This window comes from Vibrio sp. HI00D65 (genome assembly GCF_001635455.1).
Classification (GTDB): Bacteria; Pseudomonadota; Gammaproteobacteria; order Enterobacterales; family Vibrionaceae; genus Vibrio.
Window position 1 is genome coordinate 96,176 of the sequence record NZ_LWEH01000011.1, and the last position, 25,888, is coordinate 122,063.

Sequence of the window (25,888 nt, forward strand, 5' to 3'; positions counted from 1 at the left end):
GCTTAATATGTCGCGAAAATAGATGACGAAGTAACGCCCACTAACCCCGAGTGTCCAAATGATTTTAAAAAATAAATCGGATGTCAGGATGTTAGTACTTCATTATGGCGTTATTCTCTTTTGAAATGATGGTGGAATGGTACTGAATACGGGCTTAAAAAGTCAACAGGGTAAAGTGATTAAAATGCACCCAAATAATAAAAGCGCCGATGAGGCGCTTTTATTGATTCGATGAAACTTGACGCTACTTAATGGCAGGGTATTTAGCTTACAGCCCGCTGATAGTCTAGCTAACAGGACGGCTGCGCTTGACCACCAATAGCACGCCAGCACATATCAAAACTGTCGTTGATATACTTTTCTGACTGCTCTGCCTGCGGCTCTTGCTGATCAACAAGCCAGTTCGCACAGATCAAAAAGTGGCTATGGATGAAGTGTCTAACGAGATTAATGTCTAACACCATCAATTCTTCGGCTTGCTGTCCTTTCAAAATGATGTCATCGAGTGACGCAAACATCTGCGAGACAATGACTTCGCGAGTTTGAGTCGTTGGGTCAAAATGCACATTGGTGAAGAACTTCATGGCAACTGGGTTTTCCAATGCCCATTCAATTCCGGTCATCCACATGAATTTAAAGGCTTGATAGCGATTTTGTTCAGCGATTTCTGTGTGTTGAGTCAGAGTAGAAAATAGCTCTACTTTCAACTCACGAAACAGTTCATCAATCAGTAGAGATTTGTTTTCAAAATGATGAAACAGTGTCGCTTTTGCTACACCAGCAGTCTTCGCTATTTGCCCTGTAGATGTGCCCTTTAACCCTTGTTGGGAAAAGAGTAGGAGTGCAGCATCTAGGATTTTTTGCCTTTTTGTCATCATCGATTCAGTACTTTGAACATCATTTTCTTGATTGGGTTGTTGTATGGAGGATGCATCAACTTAGTGAAGTTGATTTTGCCTCGAGTCAACACGGTTTTTGCATGGCTAAAGGTCTTGAAGCCTTCAATGCCGTGGTAGTGTCCCATGCCTGAAGGGCCAATACCACCAAACGGTGCGTCTTCCGCTGCCACATGCACTAAAGAGTCATTGATGCAAACGCCGCCTGAGTGTGTATCCGATAGGAATCTGTCTTGTGTTTTCTTGTCGTGACTCATTAGGTACAAGGCAAGTGGACGTTCTCTGGTGGTGATGTAGCTTATCGCTTCTTCAACTGAATCATAAGGCACGATAGGTAGCACAGGGCCAAACAACTCTTCTTGCATTGCCATCATGTCATCATTCACTTCGGTGAGAAGATGCGGTGTCATTCTGTGGTTCACGTCGTCTTGTGCCTGCTCGGTAACTGTGTGTATTACAGCACCCTTTGACTTCGCATCTTCAACCACGCCTTTTAATCGATTGTACTGGCGCATGTTAACTACTGAGGTTAAGTCTTTGCTCTCAATTCCTGCTTTATAAATCTTCTTGAAGTAGCGCTTGTAAGCGGTGATAAATGCATCGACTTTGTCTCGTGGCAGCAAGATGTAATCCGGTGCGACACAGATTTGACCTGCGTTTAAGCTCTTGGCAAACAGGATACGTTCAACCGCGTCTGCGACATCGAAATCTGGTGCGATGATGGTTGGAGACTTACCGCCAAGTTCTAGTGTCACTGGCGTTAAGTTCGCAGCTGCGGCTTTCATTACGTGCCTACCAACAGAGGTTGAACCTGTGAATAGGATATGGTCAAACGGTAGCTGGCTAAATTTAGCAGAAACGTCGGCTTCACCTTCGATGATTGCGACTTGCTCTTCACTGAAACCTTCGGCCAACATCGCTTTCAAAACACGGTTGGTTGCAGGGGTAAACTCAGACATCTTGAGCATTGCAGTGTTTCCTGCAGCCAATGCTGTGATGAGAGGGCCCAAAGAGAGCATCACTGGGAAGTTCCAAGGCACGATGATGCCAACCACACCTACTGGCTGATAATGCACAGTAATTTTGGCTGGTGTTAGCATCAAGCCGGCTTTACGACGTGAAGGCTTCAACCACTTCTTAAGATTTTTATCACTGTAATTGATTTGGTGTAGAGAGGGGGTGATGTCAGCAATTAAGCTGTCATGTTTTGCTCGATGGCCATAATCTTCTGATACCGCTTCAATTAACTGCTCTTGGTAGCGCATTAATAGTTTTTTCAAGACTGAGAGATCATTTCGTCTCTGCTCAAGTGTTGGATTAACGTTGTTACGGTAGTGATCTTGCTGTCGGTTGAATATTTGAACCATGTCTTTGGTGCTCGACGTGTTTGGTTCAAGTTCTAGATTATGGCTCATAGTATCCCCTAAATTCGAAGGCTGACCGATTGGTTGGTCAGTTGAAATTACAAGAAGTTAGGATCGAATACAAGATATGGACGGAAAAAGTTTATTTTTTGTGCAATGAACTGGCAATTTAGTTAAGTGGGCCCAACAACGGAAAAGCGGGTATTAAGGATGAAGTGATAGGTTTGCGAGAAGTGACAGTGTGCCTTTGGGGTAGTTAAAGGCACACCCGATTTGCTTGCGGGTTAGGCTGAAACTTTCTCGCAACGCATGAAGATGAAGTTAACGTTTTTTGATAGACGCCCGTATGTTTCTTCAGAGATGGCTTTGGCTTTCTCGTCGATTGTGCCTTCAGTGATTTGTGAAATCAGCAAGCCAGATTGGCTGACCGCTTGGCAAAGCTCTGTTAATGAACGGCGGTAGAAGCTTACCTGAACTGGTGTGCCGACCGTGTTCCATTCTTCTTGAATAAATTCGCGCTCAAAGTAGTTACCTGAGAGGGTGCACTCGAAATCCGCAAATGGGTGGTGAGTGGAAAACACGATGTAGCCACCTGGTTTCAAAACGCGATACACGTCATCAAAGACAGGCTTTAGATCTTCAATGTAATGCAGCACCAAAGGACACACAATGACATCAGCGCTGTTATCGGCTTCTTTGGGTAAACCAAGAGCTGCATCTTGCGTGTATGCGGTCACATTGGGGATTTGTTTTCCGTTCACTAGGTCAACCATATCTTGAGAAAGGTCGGTGCATGTGACTTTGTTGGCACCTTGGTCGATAAACCACTGTGCGTATATACCTGAGCCGCAACCAAGGTCGACAATATCGAGCCCTTTAACATCGTCTAGTAAGGCTATGGTTGATGGGCGTTCTAATAAGGCATTATAAATATTATCGCGAGCAGCAGAGTCGTATTGCTTTGCGTAGGTGGTGTACATTTCGGACATGATTTAACACTCATCAATAGGTATGGAAGTACAGGATACTGACTATCTTGGTGATAGCGAGAGTTGTGATAGTGAAGTGCCGATATTTGTCACAACCCTGACTTAACATCATCAAATTAGCTAAGAATTTTATGCGTCATTGTTATTTTATTCACCTAATTTTTTGTTAGAAAGTGCTTTATTTTTAATGCACTTCAGCCTGTTTTTTGCCCTAAAACCTTGTAATTCCTTAGTTGTCACTTTAAGTCGATCCGTCGATAAAAAACGTAATCGTAACCACAAATATCAATGGTTGGACTCGCTCTTAATAATATCGGTTAATGCAGCCAACAAATCGTGTTCGAACGTTTTATTGCCAGTGCCAGCTTGAAACCCAGATGAACCATACCCAATGGGCTTCTTCCTCGTAAGGGCGTACCAAGAGATTTTGGGCGATATGCATAACCTATTTGGTGATACGCACAGTGTTGTGGTAAATGTTGATGAAAGCGGAGAAGCGAACATTGATTACATCAACGAAGGTGACACAGTAGAAGACATGATGCGTTACGTTCACATTGACATGGACCTAATTCGTCAGAACTACAAAGAATTGGTCACGGCGAAAGTACCAGCGCAAGAGCAGCAAAGCGTACTTGAAGAGTTAGAGAAAGGCTTGATGGGTTACACCTATCTTGAGGATTTTTAATGAACGATCTATTTACGAAACCAGATTACTCGCTGTACTCCAATGCGATGACATTTATGCGTCGTCCTTTGGTGCAAAATCCAATCGACAACGATGCTGATGTGGTTGTATTAGGTGCGCCGCTAGATATTGCGACTTCTGGTCGTCCGGGCGCGCGCATGGGTCCTGATGCGATTCGTCGTGCATCGGTAAACTTGACGTGGGAAGGTAAGAAATTCCCATGGGACTTCAATGTATTTGAACATACCTCAGTGATTGATGCTGGCGACCTTGTGTTTGATTGCGGTGACGCAGAAGACCTAACTCAGCGTTTGGAAGCAGCAGCTGACGCGATTCTAAATAGTGGTAAAACTCTGTTAGGTTTAGGTGGAGATCACTTCATTGCACAGCCTTTACTGCGAGCGTATGGTAAGAAGTACGGTGAGATGGCATTGATTCACTTCGACGCACATACTGACACCTACAACCAAGGTAGCCGTTACGACCACGGCACTATGTTCTACCATGCACCGAACGAAGGTCTTATCTCGCCAGAATATTCGGTGCAGATCGGGATTCGTACAGAGTACAAACAAGAAGGTCATGGCTTCAACGTCATTAATGCTATGCAAGCCAATGACATGAGTGTGGACGAGATCATTTCTCAAGTGAAAGATATTGTTGGTGATAAGCCGGTGTATCTGACGTTTGATATCGACTGTCTTGACCCTGCTTTTGCACCGGGTACTGGCACGCCAGTTTGCGGTGGTTTGAACTCCGATAAAGTGCTGAAAATCATCCGTGGTTTACAGGGTATCAATATGGTTGGTATGGACGTTGTAGAAGTGTCTCCAGCGTATGACCAAAGTGACATCACAGCGTTAGCGGGTGCTACGATTGCACTTGAGCTGCTTTATGTTTGGACGGCGAATCGTCTAGCTAAATCATAAAATGTCGTTGTTGTAAGCATAGCATTGCTATCTGATTTAAAAGCCCACCATGTTTTACTTTGTGGGCTTTTTTGTTTTTCTGCCGCTTGACTGACTGAGCTATCGTAAAGGTGACAACGCTTGCGGTAGAGGTTGGTTAATCTTCTGCCAAATATCCACTATGCAACTTATTTTATTGTATTTTGGTGGTCTTCCGGGGGCGATAGTCTGCGTGTTGTCTCAAAGTTGGGAATAGTTGCTGTTTAGTTGTTGATACATAGCTCACTTCAATTAATGCCTTATTTTCGCTAATGATTTGTTAACTTTATTACGGTATAAATTTATGAAATTGAGAGGTGTAATTATATGTGAGTTTATTTGCATACAAATCAGCACCCTACTAACTTTTAACTAGTGTTCCGGAAATCCTTGGAAAATAGAGAAGTTTGCAAGAAGAGGTCTACTCCCGCAGATATGGCATTTTTTATGGGGAAGACTAGGCTTAAAGGTAAGTAAACTATAAAAAAACAGGTGAAATTTATTCTCTTTTTGTACCTCTTCGATGAACCGTTTGAATGTATTCCGAAGAGCGAGATATAAGTTACTGAAAATCTGAGATTGCTTTTATAAACAATGTTCACCGCTCTTTAGAAGCGGTTTGTGACATCGGGGGATATATGGATATCGAAGTTTCGCGTCAGACTGTGGTAGTCGAAGCTACCAGCGGAGATGTGGTTATAGTTAAGCCTGACGGCAGTGCCAAAAAAGTTTCGGTTGGCGATATCATCCGTGAAAATGAGATTGTTATTACCGCGCATGATGCTGAACTCCTAATAGGCCAGCCTAGTGGCCCTGTTGAGGTTGAAGGTAATTGTGTTGGTTGTGTCGATCAAGACTTGGCTTGGGCAGATGCGCCTATCGCCGGAGAGGTGAATATCGATTTGGCGCAAGTTGCTGATGATTCATTCACTGATGATGATCTTGCGGCTATTCAAGAAGCCATTTTAGGTGGTGCCGATCCAACTCAAATTTTAGAAGCTACCGCAGCTGGTGGCAGTCTAGGTTCTGCAAACGCAGGCTTTGTCACCATTGATTACAACTATTTAGAAACTCGTCCTTCGACCTTTTTTGAAACTTCAGGCCTAGAAGATCAATCTGTTGATGAAGATAGGGAAGAGCTTAGATCGATTACGCTCTCATCGGGTGGTCAATCCATCGCAGAAATACTGACCGAAGGGTCCATTTCTGGAAATACCTACCCTCAATCGGTGACGGTTACTGATACCTTTGTTGCGGGTAGTTTAGCGCTTGACCCAGATTTTTTTGCTCCAGAAACTCTTTCTCTCGCCTCGCTCCTTAGTGAACTCAATAGCGACATTACCTCTAATGGCCAACCGGTTACCTTTACGTATGATTCAGCCTCTAATTCGATTATTGGTGTTCAAGGTACAGATGAAGTGCTGCGCATCGATATTGATGCCGTAAGTATCGGAAATGACATTGAATTATCGCTGACCACAAGTGTTTTTCAACCGATAGATCATGCTCCGTCGATTGGTGGCGGACAGGTATCCTTTACGGGCGACCAAATCAACATTGCTTTTGACATACAGGGCCAAGACACCGCAGGTAATCAGCTCGTCACACCAATTAATGCGCAAGTAACCGTCCTTGATGGGGTAGATCCGTCTGCCGAAAGCGTGTCTATCGATAATGTTGAAACAAGCAGTGCTGCATCTGAAGGCACGTTTTCAAATATTGGTAGTGATAACCTACAGTCAGCTGTTTTTGACTCTAGCGCACTTGCTCAATTTGATGGTGTGCTAAGTGATAATCAGGCGACCGTTGCATCTTTGTCTGCTGATGGAAGTACCATCACACTGTCAATCCAAGGTAGTAGCGACGTTATTTTAACCGTTAGTTTAGATACTGACGGTACCTATCGATTTGAGCAGTTTAGACCAATAGAGCAAGGCGGCACTGATTCACTTTCTTTCTCTTTGCCAATCACGGTTACCGATTTTGACCAAGATGTCGTAACCAATACCATCAACCTCGCTATTTCTGATGGCGATAAACCAGTCATTACCAATGTCGACAGTATCGATGTTGATGAAGCTGGCATTGTTGGCGGTTCTCAAGAGTGGACGGCAAGCGTATCAGGAAGTGGCAGTGTCACCTCTGAAATTTTTGATAGTGACATTATCGATCATCATGAACTTGAACCTGCAGAGTTTAATACCGCTGGCACACTGATATCTAACGGTGAGGTTGTGTTACTCGAGCTGGTTGATGAAACCAATGGTGTGCGAACGTACGAAGGCTATGTTGAGGTTAATGGCGCAAGAATTACGGTTTTTGATGTGAAAATTGATAGCCCATCTTTGGGTAGCTATGAATTTAACCTTTATGAAGAACTATCGCATCAAGACGCTGAAGACTCGCTTTTAACCTTTGCACTGCCTATCTATGCGGTAGATGCAGATGGCGATAGGTCGGCGTTATCCAGTGGTTCAAGTACTCCAGAAGCCGCCCAGATTTTTATCAACGTTAAAGATGATGTCGTTGAACTGGTTGATGAGGTTGAATCTGTTACCGAGCCGACTCTAGCTGGCGATACTGTTGTGTCATATAACCTGTTTAATTTCGAAGGTGCGGATGGTTCGACAATTCAATCATTCAACTACGATGGTGTTGATTATTCACTAGATCAAAGCTTACTGCCTGATACCCCACAAACTTTCAGTTTTACTGAGGGTGTGGTCACTATCTCGCTAAACGGTGATTTCAGTTTTGAAGTTGCTCGTGATATCGATCATGCAAGTAGCGAAACTATCATCAAACAGTTTTCATTCTTTGCCGAGGACGGTGATGGCGACACTGATACATCAACGCTTGAGTTAAGTATTACCGATGGTCAAAACCCGGCAATCAATCTGATTCCACCTGTTACTTTATCTGAAACCAATCTTGCTGATGGCTCTTCACCAAGTGGAAGTGCTGTAAGCGCAACCAACACGATCACCTTTACTTCTGGTAGTGATGATGTAGCGAATTTCCGCATTGAGCCTACTGAGTTCAATGTCGGCGGTGCACTGAAATCGAATGGTTTTGTGGTCGAGATAAAAGAAGATTCGGCTAATCCGGGTACTTACATTGGTTTTATTACCGATGGTTCAAATATTGAAGTTCCAGTGTTCACGATAGCCTTCTCTACGAGCACACTAGGTGAGTACACCTTTACTCTGCTTGAAGCATTAGACCATGTGGATGGTTTAGATAATAACGATCTGAGCTTTGATCTGCCTGTTTATGCGGTAGACAGTGATGGTGACGATTCATTGGTGTCTCAACTGAATGTGACCATCGGTGATGATGTTCAAATCATGCAAGATGGCACATTAGATATTGTTGAGCCTAATCTAGCTGATGGCACGGTGACCACTAACACCATTGATGTGATGCCAAACCAAAGTGCTGATGGCGCGACGATTACTCAGTTCACCTATGACGGTCAACTTCGAACGCTTGACCAAAATGACACGGGGGAACAGCAATTCAGCTTCACAGAGGGTGAGCTGTTTATCACGCTGCAAGGTGAGGTGCGATTTGAACCAAACCGTAATCTAGACCACTCCTTGAGTGAAGACATCGTGAAGTTGATAGAGGTCACCTCAAGTGATTTCGATAAAGATCCAGTAACATCAACGGTTACTCTGACCATCACTGACGGTGATAACCCGACAATCGATGCGGTACCGAGCGTCTTACTTAAAGAAGCGGATCTCGCTGATGGCTCATCACCAAGTGGCAGTGCGGTTAGCCAAACAGAAACCATCACTTTTACCAACCAAAGTGATGATGTTGCAAAGTTCCGTTTGGAGCCGAGTGAGTTTAATACTGGCGGTACTCTGAAATCTGATGGCTTGGTGATTGAGATTCGAGAAGAACCTGCGGGTTCGGGTAACTACATAGGCTTCACCACAGACACTTCAAATGTCGAGACCACAGTCTTCACACTTGCATTTAGCAGCACGACATTAGGTGAGTACACCTTTACGCTTTTAGAAGCGATTGATCACACACCAATTCAAGGTAATAACGACCTAACGTTTAACTTGCCAGTGTACGCGGTTGATACCGATGGCGATGATTCTCTAATGTCGCCACTTGCTGTGACGATCACCGATGATATCCAAGTCATGGTCGATGGCGCGTTTACGATTGAAGAGCCGACTGTCGCTGATTTAGCAGCGGGTACGCCGACAACTACGACCGTGAATGTTCTTGATCAAGAAGGGGCAGACGGCACGACCATCACTCAAATCAATTATGACAACGGCACAGTGTTTACGCTTGACCAGAGCAATACTGGGGAGCAGAAGTTTGTGGTTGCTGAAGGTTCGCTTTACATCACGCTGCAAGGTAATGTGCGCTTTGAACCACACCGTAATCTCGACCATACAAGTGGAGACATCGTTAAGTCGATAGTCGTCACTTCAAGCGACTCAGATAGTGATGTTGTTACTGCTACAGTCACGTTGACTATTACTGATGGTGATATTCCAACGATCGACAATGTACCAAGCGTTACTTTATCTGAAACTAATTTGAGTGATGGTTCTACGCCAAGCGGTGCTGCAGTCAGTCAAACAGAGACGATTACCTTTACCAATCAAAGTGATGATGTGGCGAGTTTCCGTATTGAACCGACAGAATTCAATGTTGGTGGGGCGCTCAAATCAAATGGGCTGGTGGTGGAGCTAAAAGCAGACCCAAGCACACCAGGTGGTTATATCGGTTTTGTGACTGATGGCTCGAACGTTGAAACCAACGTGTTCACGATCAGTTTCTCTAGTACTACCCTTGGCCAATATACTTTCTCGTTATTGGAAGCGTTAGATCATGTGGATGGTTTAGCTAATAACGTTCTTAGCTTCAACCTTCCTGTTTATGCGGTAGATACCGACGGCGATGATTCATTGGTGTCACAGTTGAATGTGACCATCGGTGATGATGTTCAAATCATGCAAGATGGAGATCTAAATATTGTCGAGCCAACAGTTGCTGATTTGGCTGCGGGCACACCTACGACAACTACCGTTAATGTATTTGATCAAGAAGGGGCAGACGGCGCGACCATCACGCAATTTACTTATGATGGCGGGGCTGTATTAACGCTTGACCAGAATAATACTAGCGAGCAGAAGTTCGTAGTTGCTGAAGGTTCACTGTATATCACTATTCAAGGTGACGTTCGCTTCGAGCCGAACCGTAATCTCGACCATACTATCGGAGATATCGTTAAACAGATCGAGGTCACCTCAAGTGACTTCGATAAAGATACCGTGACCTCGACAGTCACCCTGACGATTACCGATGGTGATATCCCGACCATTGATACGGTGCCAAGTGTTACTCTGTCTGAAACCAATCTTGCTGATGGCTCAGCGCCAAGTAGCGGTGCTGTAAGTCAAACTGAGACGATCACTTTTACTAATCAAAGTGATGATGTGGCCCGTTTCCGTATTGAACCTACAGAGTTCAATGTCGGCGGCGCACTGAAATCGAATGGTTTTGCTGTTGAGATAAAAGAGGATTCAGCGAATCCGGACACTTATATCGGCTTCATTACTGATGGCTCAAATACTGAAATTCCCGTATTCACGGTTAGCTTCTCGACCACGACTCTTGGTGAATACACCTTTACTTTATTGGAAGCGTTAGACCATGCAGATGGTCTAGCAAACAATGATCTGAGCTTTGATCTTCCGGTCTATGCGGTCGACAGCGATGGCGATGACTCTTTGGTGTCTCAACTGAATGTAACCATCGGCGATGATGTTCAAATCATGCAAGATGGCACGCTAGATATCGTTGAGCCGAATTTGGCAGATGGCACGGTAACAACCAATACCATTGATGTAATGCCAAACCAAAGTGCTGATGGTGCAACGGTTACTGAGTTTTCTTTTGGTAGCATCGTTAAAACGTTGGATCAGAGCATCACAGGCGAACAGCAATTCAGTTTCACAGAAGGTGAGTTGTACATCACTCTTCAAGGTGAGATGCGCTTCGAGCCCAACCGTAACTTAGACCATTCCGCGAGCGAAGACATTGTTAAGTCGATAGTCGTGACATCCAATGACTTTGATAACGATCCGGTCACTGCAACCGTTACTCTGACGATAACCGATGGCGATAACCCGACTATCGATGCTGTTCCGAGTGTGGCACTTGAAGAAGCGGATCTGGCTGATGGTTCGTCACCAAGTGGTAGTGCGGTTAGCCAAACAGAAACCATCACTTTTACCAACCAAAGTGATGATGTTGTAAAATTCCGCTTAGAGCGGAGTGAGTTTAATACTGGCGCTACTCTGAAGTCTGATGGCTTAGTAATTGAGATCCGAGAAGAACCAACGGGCTCGGGTAACTACATTGGCTTCACCACGGACACTTCAAATGTAGAAACCACAGTCTTCACACTTGTATTTAGCAGCACGACCTTAGGTGAATACACCTTTACGCTTTTAGAAGCGATTGACCATACACCAATTCAAGGTGATAACGACCTAACATTCAACCTGCCTGTGTATGCGGTCGATAGTGATGGCGATGACTCTCTGATGTCGCCTCTGGCTGTAACGATTACCGATGATATTCAAGTCATGGTGGATGGTGCTCTCAGCATTGAAGAGCCGACAGTGGCTGACTTAGCCGCGGGTACGCCGACAACAACGACCGTCAATGTTCTTGATCAAGAAGGGGCTGATGGCACAACTATTACCCAAATCAATTACGATGGCACAGTGTTTACGCTTGACCAGAGTAATGCGGGTGAGCAAAAGTTTGTGGTTGCTGAAGGCTCACTCTATATCACGCTGCAAGGCGATGTTCGCTTTGAACCGAACCGCGATCTTAATCACTCGGGCGGGGATATCGTTAAGTCGATAGTGGTCAGTTCAAGTGACTTTGATAGTGATTTGGTGACTTCAACAGTCACGCTAATTATTACGGATGGCGATGTGCCAATTATCAACGTCATCCCTGGCGTGAGTCTTTCTGAAGTCGATCTGGCTGATGGTTCTGCACCAATAGGCAATCCAGTATCGATGACTCAAGTGATTACCTATACCGAAGGCAGTGATGATGTGAGTCATTTCAGAATTGACCCTGCTCAGTTCAATACTTCGGGGGCTTTGAAGTCGAATGGCTTAGAGGTTGAGATTAAAGAGCAGCCAGCGAACTCTGGTAACTACATTGGCTTTGTGAAAGACGGTGCTAACGTAGAAACCAACGTATTCACGATCAGTTTCTCAACCACAAATTTAGGGCAATACACGTTTACGTTGCTTGAAGCGTTGGACCATGCGGATGGCTTGCAGAACAACACCTTAAACTTCGATGTACCTGTTATAGCTTTGGATACCGATGGTGATGAGTCTGCGATGTCACCAATGACAGTGACCATTACCGATGATGTACAAGGTGTACAAGACGGGTCATTGAACATTGTTGAGCCTTCACTGGCTGATCTCGTTGCAGGTACTCCAACTACGCCAACCATTGATGTTATGCCGACTCAAAGTGCTGACGGCGCAAAGGTCACCCAATTTATTTACGATGGTGGTACTGCTGTCACCTTGGACCCGAATGTATCGACAGAGCAGGTGTTTACCGTAACCGATGGTTTACTGTACATTACGATTGAAGGCGAAGTTCGTTTTGAGCCAAATCGAAACCTGGATCATTCAGCGGGTGATATTGTTAGAACGATCGTTGTAACGACCAGCGACTTTGATAACGATACTGATACCGCGGATGTCACATTAACGATCCAAGATGGGATTGATCCGGTCATCGATGTTGTTCCGAGCGTGAACTTATCGGAAGTGAACCTAGCAGGTGGCTCAACGCCGAGTGGTTCTGCGGTGAGTTCAACACAAACCATTACCTACACCGTGGGGAGTGATGACTTAAGCCACTTTAGAATCGCGACCAACGAATTCAACCTAGGTGATGTTCTGAAATCAAATGGTCTTATTGTTCAGCTAAAAGAAGATCCTGCTTCACCTGGCGACTACATCGGGTTTACTGATGACGGGGCCGGTAACGTAACCAATGTATTCACCATTGATTTTGATAGTGTCAATAAAGGTCAGTTCACCTTCACGCTGATTGAGGCTCTCGATCACCTTGATGGCGCGCTTAATAACGACCTTAATTTCAACTTGCCTGTTTATGCGGTTGATACTGATGGTGATGACTCAGTCAAGCATGATGTTGTTGTCACCATTCAAGATGACCTCCAACAAATGCAAGATGGCACGTTAACCATCACAGAGCCAAATACTGGCACACCAACTACCTCGACAGTTGATGTCTTGCCTACGCCAAGTGCTGATGGGGCAACCATTACACAGTTCACCTATGACGGTGGCTCTGCGATTACTTTGGATCAAAGCATTAGCGGTGAGCAGGAATTTGTTTTCACTGAAGGCTCGCTGTTTGTCACCTTGGATGGTGATATAAGGTTTGAACCAAATCGTAATCTTGACCACTCTACAGGCGACATAGTTAAGCTGATTGAATTTACTTCATCTGATTTTGATAAGGATATTTCTTCTTCAACGGTCACACTCACTATCGTTGATGGTGATGGACCAACGTTGAATGTCGTTCCGAGTGTTAGCTTGTCTGAAAGCTTACTTGCTGATGGTTCAACGCCGAGTGGCAGCCCAGTCAGCGTGACTCAGACCATTACTTCACTTGCAAGCAGTGATGATATCGAGAAGATTGTCGTCGAAGTAGGGCTGTTTAATACCAGCGGTGTATTGAAGTCTGATGGCCTTGAATTGAGCTTGCGTGAAGAGCCTGCGGGTTCAGGTGACTACATAGCATTCACAACGGATGGCTCGGGTGTTGAGAAAGTTATCTTCACCCTAGAATTTGATAACACTAACCCGAGTGAGTACACGTTTACTTTGTTAGAGCGTTTGGATCATGTCGACGGATTAGGAAACAACGACCTCAGCTTTGACTTGTCGGTATATGCGCAAGATACCGATGGTGATATTTCACCGTCTAAACCGCTTTCTGTGACCATCAGTGATGACGTTCAATTGATGCAATCTGGTGCTCTTAGCATCACTGAGCCAAGCACGGGTACGCCTACCACAACGACATTTGATGTGATGCCTGCGCAAAGTGCTGATGGCGCCACCATAACCAAATTTACTTATGGTAGTCAGCCAGAAGAGTCTCTGGTGCAAACCAATACTGGTGAGCAAGAGTTCGTATTTACAGAAGGTTCGTTGTTTATCACGCTTGAAGGCGATGTGCGCTTTGAGCCTAATCGAAATCTGAATCATTCTGGTGGTGATATCGTTAAGACGATTACCGTGACATCAGAAGATAAAGACGGCGATATTGTTACTTCGACAGTGACACTGACCATTTCAGACGGTGCTCCACCGGTAATTGATACGATACCAACGGTTGCATTGGAAGAAGCGAGTCTCGTGGATGGCTCATCTCCGAGCTTACCTGTGAGCCAAACTGAAAGCATTACTTTCACAGCGGGAAGTGATGATGTGAGTCATTTCCGTATTGATACCACTCAGTTCAACACGTCTGGTGACTTGAAATCGGATGGCTTAGTGGTTCAGCTCAAAGAAGATCCAGCCACCAGCGGAACCTATATTGGCTTCGTTGAAAGTGGAGGTGTGCAAACAGATATCTTTACCATCACTTTTAGTAGTCTGGTGCTGGGCGAATACACGTTCACTTTATTGGAAGAACTCGATCATCTGCCTGTACAAGGCAACAACGATCAAGTATTCACTCTGCCAGTGATCGCGGTCGACCAAGACAATACTGATTCTGTGATGAAACCTTTGACTGTTACGATCACTGATGACATGCCTGTCATTACTGACACAACAGTGACCAGCATATTTGTGGTTGATGAAGATGATCTTGGATCTATAGTTTCTCAAGCAACAGGTGCATTTGTTACCACAGAAGGTGCCGACCAAGTAGAGGTTTACGAACTGCGTAATATCTCTGCCATTGAAGCGACATTGACCTCTGGAACCGAAGCGATTTCTATTACAGAAGTCGCTGGAGCCGCGAACACAACGACTTATCAAGGTACGACGACAAGCGGAACTCCTATCTTCACGCTCGCGCTAGCGAATGATGGCTCTTATACGTTTACGTTGCTAGGTCCTCTGAACCATCCAACAAGCCCAAATTCCAATACCTTGACGATTCCATTTGATGTCGTCGCGGTTGATGGTGACGGAGATGACTCTAATCAGTATGTATTGCCGATCGAAGTGCTCGATGATGTACCAGTAATGAGTACGCCAACGGGTGAGGCGGTGGTTGATGAAGATGATCTTGCTGGGATCGGTTCGGATCAATCCGAAGATACCATTATTAATGGACTATTCACCGTTGATGAAGGCGCTGATGGTGTTGTTAAGTACGAATTGGTCGATGAAAACTTAGTGATTGCAGGCTTAACTTCTGATGGAGAAAGCCTAGAGTGGCTGCCTGTTTCACAAAGCGGTACAACCTTCACTTATGTTGCACAGACGGTAACCAGCAATCAGCCTGTGTTTGAAATCATTTTTGATACCTCAAACAACAGCTATCAATTTGAGCTGTTTAAACCACTTAAGCATCCTGATGGCGCGAATGAAAACACCATAGTTCTTGATTTCTCGGTCGTGGCTGAAGATTTTGACCAAGACAAATCGAACGCGATCGGTCTGACTATTACTGTAACTGATGATGTTCCATTGGTGACCACTCAATCGATCACGCGAGTTGAGGGTCAAGGTTATGGCAACTCCAAAGTTAACATGTTTGCCAATGCGACGGATGTGGGGGCGGATGATGCAGCGCTGACTCGCATAGAGGGTATTACTAGTAATGGCGCCGACATCGTGTTCCGCACAGGAAACAATGGGCCATATAGTAGCAGCTTTGATATGAACAGTGGTGTCCAGCAGGTACGAGTGTATGAACAAACCGACGATGGTAGTGGCAGTATCGATACTCGTGAGCTTGGTAGACTGCGCATAAATTCCAACGGTGAAGTGGAGTTTAGAGCGACCAATTATCTTGATCATGATGGAGACACCATCGATTTCTCGATCAATGTGATTGCAACAGACGGTGATTTGGATACGTCATCAACGCCTTTGAACATCACGATCACGGATGAAGAGTCATCAGCAGTATCGCTCAAGGTGACTACCTTTGAGGATGCGGGTAGAGATTCGACAATCCCTTACGCAACGGGTGATGCTCCAAGCCTAGAGAATATTCAAGATAATCAGAGCGGTTTGCCTGATGCACCAGCAAAAATTGCGCTGCAGGTTAACTTGAAGGACCAAGATAACAACGAGACTATCGGGCAACTGACGATTCAAAGTGGTAATCACAGAGGGACGTTCTATTACTTTGATGGCGTGGAGTATCACAAGTTAGTCGCTGAACCAAACGGTGATATCTTGTTTGGTCCGCCTCAAATGCAGCAGAGCTTTGCTCCAAGCACGAACCAACCATTAGACATCATTGCGACAATCGATAACTTGTTCTTTGTTCCAGACCAAAACTACGGTTCAGATGACAATGGTGTGCGAATCAACTACGAGCTCGAAATTGATAACAACGGTATGCTTGACCATAAAGTAAATTCAAACTTTAGAATTGAGATTGAAGCGGTAGCGGATATTACCACTTGGGATGATGCGAATAGTACGTATCAATATCAAGTGAATGAGGATGAAGACAATGTGACGCTTCAGCTGAATGCAGAGTCTCAAGATACCAGCCTTACCGAGACGATTACTTATGAGCTTGAAGCGATTCAGGGTGATGGGAAGTTTGAGCTGTTGGATCAAAATGGCAATGTGTTAACGCCGGTCAATGGGGTCTACACGATTGCTGCCGCAGATATAAATAGCACAGTAGTTAATCCAATCGACAACTTCTCTGGACAAATTGAGTTCAAAGCAACGGCAATTACCGAAGAGACGCTCAACCCATACGATGATTCAGCTAACGGTGGGGTAGACAAAACGACCGCTCGCTCTGTAGAGCAAAACATCATCATTGATGTGACAGCCGATGCGGACCCAGGCTCGTTCAGCGTTAACCGAATTCGTATTAATGAAGACAATATTGATGATCCAGACTACCTAGGTCCTCTGGCGAACAAAGATGCCTTCACCTTGGATGAAGTGATCACCATGAATGGCTCGGTGGACACTGATGGCTCCGAAGAGTTGTTTGTTCGCATCAGCAATATAACCGAAGGTGCGGTGCTCTATTTCCTCGGAACCACTACTCCGGTTCCTACAATTACTATCAACGGTGTCGATTATCAGGAAGTGGCGTATTCCGATTTAGCCAATGTGGAGATCGTTCCGGCTAAACACAGCAATGAAGATTTCACGTTTGAGGTTACGGGTGTTGTTAAAGATACCGCGAACCTTTCTTCTGGGCCTCAGGTCGATGAAGAAATCTTAGGAACTAAAACGGTGAACGTTGAGGTTAAAGGGGTAGCGGACAGCCCTTACGGTGGTACAAACGGTACTGCATGGACGGAAATTACTGATAGTTCGATATTCGGTGTCCAAACTACGATTCAAGAGAGTCAAAATGGTGACAGCTTCGCTGAGCTTGATTTCACCGTATTGTCGGGTGAGAGAAGACCAGATAGCGGCACTACACCGTTACCTGACGACGGCTCAGAGGCTGTAACGGTTATTCTTTCAGGCATTCCTGAGGGGGTCGTTCTTGAAGATGGTGATGGAGCAACGATTGATCTGAATTTTGTCGGTTATGCAACTAGTCCAAATGGAAGTCCGGATTTATCTAAACCTATTTACGAAGCCAATATAACGGAAGCTGGGGTAACTTCAGGTATCCGTATAAGGCCAGTTGATTCATCTACGGAGAACATTAATATTTTGGGTAAAGTGGTCGTGACTGAGAATGATGGCCATACACTCTCTTTTGATAAGGAAATTCGTATACTTGTAGAGCCTAGGATTGATACCTCTGCAACCTACAATACGGTGACTCGTGGGGACGAAGATACGGCGATCAACATTGATTGGCACCCAGAGGGCACTGATTACATTGACGATGATGAGCACTTCACTTCAATCGTCATCAGTGGTATTCCAAGTGGTGTTGCAAGTGTGGTTGTAAACGGTGATGTGATTTGGAACTACGATGCCGTGGCCGGAACGCTAACCATTTCACCTAAGACTGGGCAGACTCCAGAAGCGTTCACTCAGATAGCACTGAACAATAATTTTATTCAGATAGTACCGGAACAAGATTCGAGCACCGATTTTACGCTTAATACGGTTGTCATGATTGAAGAACGCGATCATGAATATGTTGACATAACTGACCCAGGTCAGGGTATTGCAACAGCGACAATCACAGGTTCGATTGATGTTCGTGTGCGACCTGTGGTTGAGCCTGAAGATGTGAGCAACAAACTTGTGGTCGATGAGGTCGGAGGTCTTACAGATTTGAGTACAGTGGTCGCGGATGCTCTAACTGGTGCTCTTAAATTCACAACCAACAGTGATAATACATCGGTTACGGATGAGTTTGTTATTCGATACCAAGAAACTGATGCTTCGTCTGCTATCGAAGAGGTTGACCAGCTAGTTATTCAACTGACTAATGTGGACAACTCGGCGCTATCAGATGCTGTCCTCAATCAGCTGCTTGTAATGGGTGCCGCTTATGAAGGTAATGGTCGTTGGGTGGTAACCAATGAAGACCTGTTTAGTATTAGTGCACCAAACGGCCTTACGTTTCCGCCAGTTTCTGGAGTTCCAGGCGATTTTAATGACATCAAGATGACCATCTATAGTACCGTGATTGACCGAGGTGATGGCACTGAAACTGAGTCATCAGTTGCGGTTCAAAGGGAAGGTGAAGTGAATTTGTCATTCCCAGAAGTGCTTGTTGGCGGGAGCGAGGTGGCTGCAGATATTACGATGACACCAGATAGCGTTGTCGATGCTGCAGAGGATACACAGTTAGACTTGGGAACGGCACTAAATAGTCTGATCACCTTCTCTGGTGAAGACGCTTCAACTGACCAAGTGAATATCATTATTGATGACTCTGTGACCATCCCACCAGGAGTAACTTTCCCAATCAGTTTAGGAGGAGGCAGTGATGTTGACTTCGTAAACGGGAAGTATGTATTTGAAACAACCCTCGATCAGGGCGTTCTAACGGATTTTTCAGGCTTGCTACTCAACCTACCTGCGGACTACTCAGGTGATTTCAGATTGCCAATCACAATAGTAACCAAAGATACACTGTCTGGTGATGAGAAAACCTTGGTGACCGATGTCGTTATTAAAGTTGCTCCTGACGTTGAAGGTAATCCAGACATTGATGTTACGGTTGTTGGTTCGCTCGATGATTCATTTAATCCTGTCGATACTGATGGTCAACCGGGACAAGACCCGGTGGGTTACGAAGATACTTACATTCAGCTTGATTTCAGCACAACCATTACTGACCAAGTCAGTGGGGTTGAGGGTGGTGACGAAAAATTCACATCTATTACGCTGACTTTGGATGACACAAGTGTCGGTGCATTTTACACAAGCGCGGGTGTATCGCTTGGCACGTCCGTGACCTTCAATGAAGCGGAAATTAATGCCGGCGCTCTGGACAATGTATTGTTCCGTCCTGCTCCCAATTACCCAACGGGGAATGACATCAATCAAGTACAAGTTAATGTCAGCGGAACAATAACCGATACTGCTACCTACAATGACGCCTCGTCTCCAGTAGGTACGGCAAACGATACTGATACGTTCAATACCAGTGTTAGCTTTGAAGTTGTCCCTGTGGTAGATGATGTGCTTGTAACAGGGCCGGGTAGTGATCCTGATGTTATTGAGATCACGGGCAATGAAGATCAAGCTATTTCTCTATCGGGAACAGGTCCTATCTCCATTGCGCTCACTGACCTAGACGGCTCAGAGCAGTTCGTTTCGATTAAGTTCACTGGTGTACCAGATGGTTTCTTAATGAGTGCAGATCCGGGCTCTGCTTATACAGTGAAGAACAATGGTGGTGGTGAGTGGAGTGTTCAACTTCCTCAAGCATCAGGGTTGTCATTTGATTTGAGTGAGATTTCGATCCTACCGCCTAAAAACTTCAGTGGTACGGCGGAATTTGGCGTTGCTGTCTTTACTCAAGAATCCTTGTTAGGCGTGCCTACTGCAGCCTCGAACCTACCAAGCTTTAAGCTGCATGTGGTGCCGGTGGGTGATGATGTTGATACCAACCCAACGGACTCTGTTTCTGGCAATGAAGGCCAAAACATTGATATCGAAATCAATGCGACTATTTTGGATAAAGAGCTATCTGCAACAGGCAGCGGCACATATACCGAAAATGCGCCAGAGACACTTCGTGTAGAGGTGGCTGGTGTACCTCAAGATGCCTCTATCTACTATCCAGACGGCACGACTTTGGCGAGCTACGATCCGGTGACACAGATTTGGACGCTGGATGTGCCTGCTCAGTCGCTTGATAAGATCGTATTCAACTCTGGTCAACACAATAGCGATACAGGTAATGCGTTGGGTATTACGGGTCCATTGCAAATCACGGTTCGCTCTGTGGACACTGATGCTGACAACACCGAATACCTGGGTACTCCAACCAGCTTCGATGTTGATTTAGTGATTGATCCTATCAACGATCAACCAACGTTCGTCAACGTTACCAATATTGAAACGCAAGAAGATTCAGCTGGTGTGGCGATTAATAATTTCAGTATCTACGACGTAGACGCAAGCTTTGATAACCCAGATGCACCGTATACGTTGACGTTGGAGATTGACCAAACACTGCCAGGAGCACAGGGCGTCTTTGAGTTTACAAGCTCTCCAGATGTGACGTTTGCATTGCAACTTGACGGTTCACTGGTCATCACGGGTAAAGAAGCTGACATCAATACGGCGTTGGCTAATGGTGCGGTGACCTTCAAGCCGGATCCTGACCAGAACTACCTCAACCAGAATGGGTTGGTGACAATCAACGCAATGCTCGATGACGGCGGTAACAATGGTCTTATCGATCCAGCTGACCCGAACACTGCACAGACTAATCAGACGACTTTCACGATTAAGGTGACGGAAGTAAACGATGCGCCTATCGCGACAGACGTTGATTTAGGCTCGATTGCTGAGGATGGTCAGATAGTCATTGTTGAAGGTGATTTAATTGCAGCAAGTTCTGACCCTGAAAACCACAACCTCACGGTAACAGGTGTCACCCTGACCCAGGGACAAGGTCAGTTAACGCGTTTTGAAAATGCTGGTGGCGCTGATAACGCAGCGATTACCGGTCCATTCTGGTTATTTGTCGCTGACAACGATTTTAACGGCGATGTTAAATTCAATTACTCCATTATCGATGATGGCACAACCAATGGCGTAGATGATTTCCGAACCGACAGTGCTGAAATTAGCCTTGAAGTCACCGAGGTTAATGATCAGCCAGTCGCGTCGGATATTGACTTAGGCACCATCCTTGAAGAAGGTCAGTTGATCATCAAACAAGAGGATTTGATAGCAGCGACGACAGACCCAGAAAACGACACGATTACCGTGATCAATCTAGTGCTCGATCAAGGTCAAGGCACACTACAACGCTTCGAAAACGTAGGTGGTGCGGATGATGCGACGATTACTGGCCCATACTGGGTATTTACCGCAGCAGATGAATACAACGGTGATGTTAAGTTTACTTATACGATAGAGGATGACGGGACGACGAATGGCGTTAATGACTTCCTAACAGATACCGCTGAAATAACTGCCGTGGTGCAAGGTGTGAACGATACTCCTGTTGTTGATGGTGACAGTGTTACTACGCTGATTGATGAAGATGCAGGACAACTGCTTAGTGGTATTAATGTCAGTGACCCTGATTATGTCGATAGCTTTGCTAATGACTTGATGACAGTAACGCTGACCGTTGATTACGGAACGCTTTCAGTATCACTACCTGCTGGCACTAGTGTGACCGTTAATGGTGATAATAGTAGTTCGGTAACGTTAGTAGGGACCCTGAGCGATCTGAATGCCTTGATTGACACACCGACCAGCCCGAATGGGGTTTACCTTGATGCAAGCTTGGCTCCAACCAACAACATTGGCTTAGAGGTCACCGCCAAAGACAGCGGTAATCCTTCAGGTATCGCCATTGAAACTGCACCTGTTGTTTATAACATTGCGGTGACACCAGTAGCGAGCGCGCCAAGCCTAACGATTGATCCGGCTTCTAACTACGTAAGAAATATCACTGCGAGCCAGTCGGTGAGTAATAGTGGTGTTCCTTTGGTCGGCATTATCGCAGCTCTAACAGACGTTACAGAAGAGCTAACGCTGCATATCAGTGATGTGCCTGCGGGTGCTCAAATCACCAGTGACGCTGGCTCCGTAACGAATCTCGGTGGCGGGGTATGGATGGCGACCGCTGATGCAATTGAAAGTTTGCAGGTGGTTGGGCTTTCTCAAACACCAGGTAGCTACACGCTTAAAGTTGAGGCGGTTTCTGAAGAGCTAGATAACAACGATACAGCCACATCCGCAGCAATAGACCTAAATGTGCACATTGTGTCGAATGCGGTCGATATTAATTTGGCTGGTGAGACCGATGATGTGCAGTTACTGGCTGGGGCTAATGCAACGGATCTAACTGCGGGCTCAGGCAATGACCGACTTGAAGGCGCAGCAGGTGATGACACCCTTATCGGTGGTGATGGCAACGATACGCTCATTGGCGGCGGCGGTTCGGATATCTTGACCGGTGGTGATGGTATGGACTCGTTTGTTTGGCTGAACATAGAGGATGGTGTCGAAGACACGATCACTGACTTCAACTTAGCCGAGGGTGACCAGATTGACCTACGTGAGGTATTACCTGAACTGAAAGACGCGAATGTGAATATGGCGACATTGCTTCAGCATGTTGATGCCAAGTTAGAAGGGAATGATGTTGAGTTAACCATTAACCCTGATGGCTTGGGTACAACAGAGCAAGTAATTGTGGTTGAAGACCTCGCGCCTCAGTTGACGTTAAGCGGCACCATGCCTTCAGATATCCTGGATGCACTCGTGCAGCAGAATGTGATTACTCATGGATAGTTTTTCGCTCTGATAAGCTCGATAGTGAGCGCGGATTAATATAATGAAATAGGCCAGCAATGCTGGCCTATTTTTTATCTCGAAGACTATTTAAGAGAGTTGTGAATCAGGAACTCCTCTTCAACGCCTTTCAGTTTCATCTCATCCATAATGAAATTCACAGTGTTCAACAAACGTTGCTCACCTTTAGGAATTAGATAACCGAACTGGCTGATGGTAAACGGTGTTTCACAGCGAGCAGCTTCAAGGCGCTAGTCGGTCACTTGGTAGAATAGACCTTCCGGGGTTTCGGTTACCATCACATCAACTTTTCCTTCCGCAACGGCTTGCGGCATACCTAAATTGTTCTCTTAGCGTGTGAAGCTTGCGTTCTGCAAGTTGGCATCTGCAAACATCTAGTTAGTGCCACCGATGTTTACGCCAACACGTACCGAAGAGAGGTTTACTTTCTCAATGATGTTGTACTGTTCTGCCTTGCCTTTAGCGACTAAGAAACACTTACCAAAGGTTATACAGCCTTGAGTTTGCTCTGCACTCAGTTGGCGCTGCATTTTGCGCGTGATACCACCCATCGCAATATCATATTTATCGTTATTAAGATCCGTAATGAGATCTTTCCAAGTGGTACGAACGACCTGTAACTCTCTCCCTAGCTGTTCAGCAATGTGCTGTGCGACGTCGATGTCATAGCCGGAGTAGCTTTTACCATCGAAGTAAGAAAATGGCTTGTAGTCGCCCGTTGTACCAACACGCAGCGCACCAGATTTTTTATTCGAGTTTGTCAGCTTGTGTTGCTCCGGACAATGCAAGTGCCATAGAAGCAAGCAATAGTGATGTTTTTGTCATTGTAATTATCGTTGTGTTTGTAGTGGCAATCAAAGCAACAGAAACAATCTTAGAGAGAGCAAACCATTAGAAATGGTAGAAATAGGATTAGATTTAAGTGAGTTCTTTGTGATGAGTCATCCGTAAATGTGTTGTTTTGCCCGTTTAGAAACTGATTTAAAATTTAAATAAAAAGCCCCACAACTGAAGGGCTTAACATAAAGTCCAAAACCGACTAAGCGTTAACGTGGTCCACAGCATCCCGCACTAGTTTACCAAGCTCGCCCCACTTACCTTCGTCGATAAGGTTAGTTGGCACCATCCAAGTACCGCCACATGCTAATACAGAAGGAATAGAAAGGTACGCGTCTACATTTTTCAAGCTGACACCGCCAGTAGGCATGAACTTAACCGGATATACGGCCGTTAAGGCTTTGAGCATTGCTGTGCCACCTGAGGGCTCAGCCGGGAAAAATTTCAGCGTGCGAAGACCCATTTCCATTGCTTGTTCAACAAGGCTTGGATTGTTCACTCCCGGCACGATTGCAACACCCTTATCGATACAGTATTGCACGGTTCGAGGGTTGAAACCTGGGCTAACGATGAAATCAACACCCGCATTCATAGATGCGTCTACTTGCTCTGTAGTCAGTACAGTTCCCGCGCCGATCAACATGTCCGGATACGTTTTACGCATGATTGAGATCGCTTCGATAGCACATTCTGTTCGTAGAGTGATCTCCGCACATGGCATTCCGTTTTCAACTAGTGTCTCGCCTAAGGGGATGGCATCTTCAGCACGGTTGATAGCGATTACAGGGACTACTTTCAAGTTTGCTAACTGTTCATTCAAGGTTGTCATAAATTAGTTCCCACTATAGCGGTGGGTTTGCTTCAGACGAAGCAAACCCCTGATTATTAAACAAAGTACTTAATTATAAGAGTAGGTCAGGCACGGCTTCTAGGAGAGTGCGCTGTCTTGTATGGTAAGTCACGTTTTATCGTTTTAGCGAAGTTCTGATATTTGGTGTGAGCAGATAAAACGTGAAAGTAAGAAATAGGAAGGCAATACGAGCATTCAAAAGTTATCAAACGAATGCTCGTTGGTTTCAGGTTAAGTTGTATACGCTAACGCAGTGAGCGTTGTTATATCCTCTTAACAATGACAGGAGTTAGCTTTGTGTAGGCATCCAAACTTGTTTAGACGTGACCTGGTGATCTTTAAAGGTAACTTCTTCTACTTTATCCCCGTTGAGGTTCCAGCGGGTCAATTTGCCGTTAGCTATTTCGCCATCATCGAATTTTGCTTCTGTCGCTTTATTGCCATTCGTGTAGTAGTCGGTCACCAAGCCATCTTTTAGCCCTTCACTGTACTCTGCAGTGAGGCTCTTTTCGCCATTTGGATACCATCGAGTTGCGACGCCCGAAAGTTCGTTGTCTTTGTAGTTTAGCTCTGCTTTTTTCTGCCCATTTGGATACCAAGTTTCTGCTTTACCTTGCAATTGACCTTTGACGTAATTCACTTTGGAAGCGATCTGTCCATTTGGGTACCAATTGGTTTCTAAGCCAAGCTCCAGACCATCGGCAAACTGAGCTTGAGTAGCGATCTGACCGTTATCGAACTTTTCTTCAAATTGACCGGTAAAGGGTTTTGAGTGGTTTACTTGATAAGCCACGCCTTTACGCATCTGTAAATAGTCTACAGCATCTTCACGTGGAGTCGCTGCGTAACTCATTGAGGACATCGTACTAAGAGCAATCAATATTGGGATGTATTTCTTCATAATGACACCTTTTTATTGGACGGGAGGAAAGTGTAACCAATGTGTTAACAGCATTTCACTTCTCGTAACTACTGTCAGTATCTATTACTGGGTTTCAAGTTTTCATTATTGAAGGCAACGTGAACGGAACTTTTTGAAGTGAATTTTGACGTAGGGGCTAGTCTGGAACTGATTCAGTTTATCTACGGAGTTACGAAGAGGTTCCAG

7 protein-coding genes and 2 pseudogenes are annotated in these 25,888 nt (G+C 45.2%); 3 read left to right on the plus strand and 6 right to left on the minus strand.

Annotated elements, in window-relative coordinates; genetic code table 11:
• Positions 1-290: 290 nt before the first annotated feature.
• From A3712_RS02945 to A3712_RS02955, 3 genes are all read right to left on the minus strand, one after another.
• Entirely contained in the window at positions 291-878 is a 588-nt protein-coding gene (locus A3712_RS02945) for a TetR/AcrR family transcriptional regulator (RefSeq protein ID WP_063522214.1), read from the minus strand.
• Complete coding sequence (locus A3712_RS02950) at positions 875-2,311, minus strand: coniferyl aldehyde dehydrogenase (RefSeq protein WP_063522215.1); 1,437 nt, start codon at positions 2,309-2,311, stop codon at positions 875-877. Before A3712_RS02950 ends, A3712_RS02945 begins: the two co-directional genes overlap by 4 nt.
• 233 nt (positions 2,312-2,544) lie before the next feature.
• Positions 2,545-3,249 (minus strand): class I SAM-dependent DNA methyltransferase, encoded by a 705-nt coding sequence (locus A3712_RS02955; RefSeq protein ID WP_063522216.1) that lies wholly within the window; start codon positions 3,247-3,249, stop codon positions 2,545-2,547.
• 352 nt (positions 3,250-3,601) lie between these two features.
• Between A3712_RS02955 and A3712_RS02960 the strand changes: the two are divergent.
• The 3 genes and pseudogenes from A3712_RS02960 to A3712_RS02970 form a co-directional block, all read left to right on the plus strand.
• Positions 3,602-3,937 (plus strand): annotated as a pseudogene (locus tag A3712_RS02960) (arginine decarboxylase); the annotation flags it as partial.
• Positions 3,937-4,866 (plus strand): agmatinase, encoded by a 930-nt coding sequence (speB, locus tag A3712_RS02965; RefSeq protein ID WP_063522218.1) that lies wholly within the window; start codon positions 3,937-3,939, stop codon positions 4,864-4,866. The pseudogene A3712_RS02960 and the gene speB, both read left to right, overlap by 1 nt.
• Positions 4,867-5,522: 656 nt before the next feature.
• Positions 5,523-23,072, plus strand: a complete 17,550-nt coding sequence (locus A3712_RS02970; RefSeq protein WP_063522219.1) for a retention module-containing protein — start codon at positions 5,523-5,525, stop codon at positions 23,070-23,072.
• 86 nt (positions 23,073-23,158) lie between these two features.
• On the opposite strand, the pseudogene A3712_RS02975 reads toward A3712_RS02970, so the two are convergent.
• The 3 genes and pseudogenes from A3712_RS02975 to A3712_RS02985 form a co-directional block, all read right to left on the minus strand.
• Positions 23,159-23,918, minus strand: a pseudogene (locus A3712_RS02975) (transporter substrate-binding domain-containing protein).
• A 214-nt stretch (positions 23,919-24,132) separates the two neighbouring features.
• Entirely contained in the window at positions 24,133-24,759 is a 627-nt protein-coding gene (locus A3712_RS02980) for a bifunctional 4-hydroxy-2-oxoglutarate aldolase/2-dehydro-3-deoxy-phosphogluconate aldolase (protein ID WP_063522220.1), read from the minus strand.
• Positions 24,760-25,069: 310 nt separating this feature from the next.
• Positions 25,070-25,681 (minus strand): toxin-antitoxin system YwqK family antitoxin, encoded by a 612-nt coding sequence (locus A3712_RS02985; RefSeq protein ID WP_063522221.1) that lies wholly within the window; start codon positions 25,679-25,681, stop codon positions 25,070-25,072.
• Positions 25,682-25,888 lie beyond the last annotated feature (207 nt).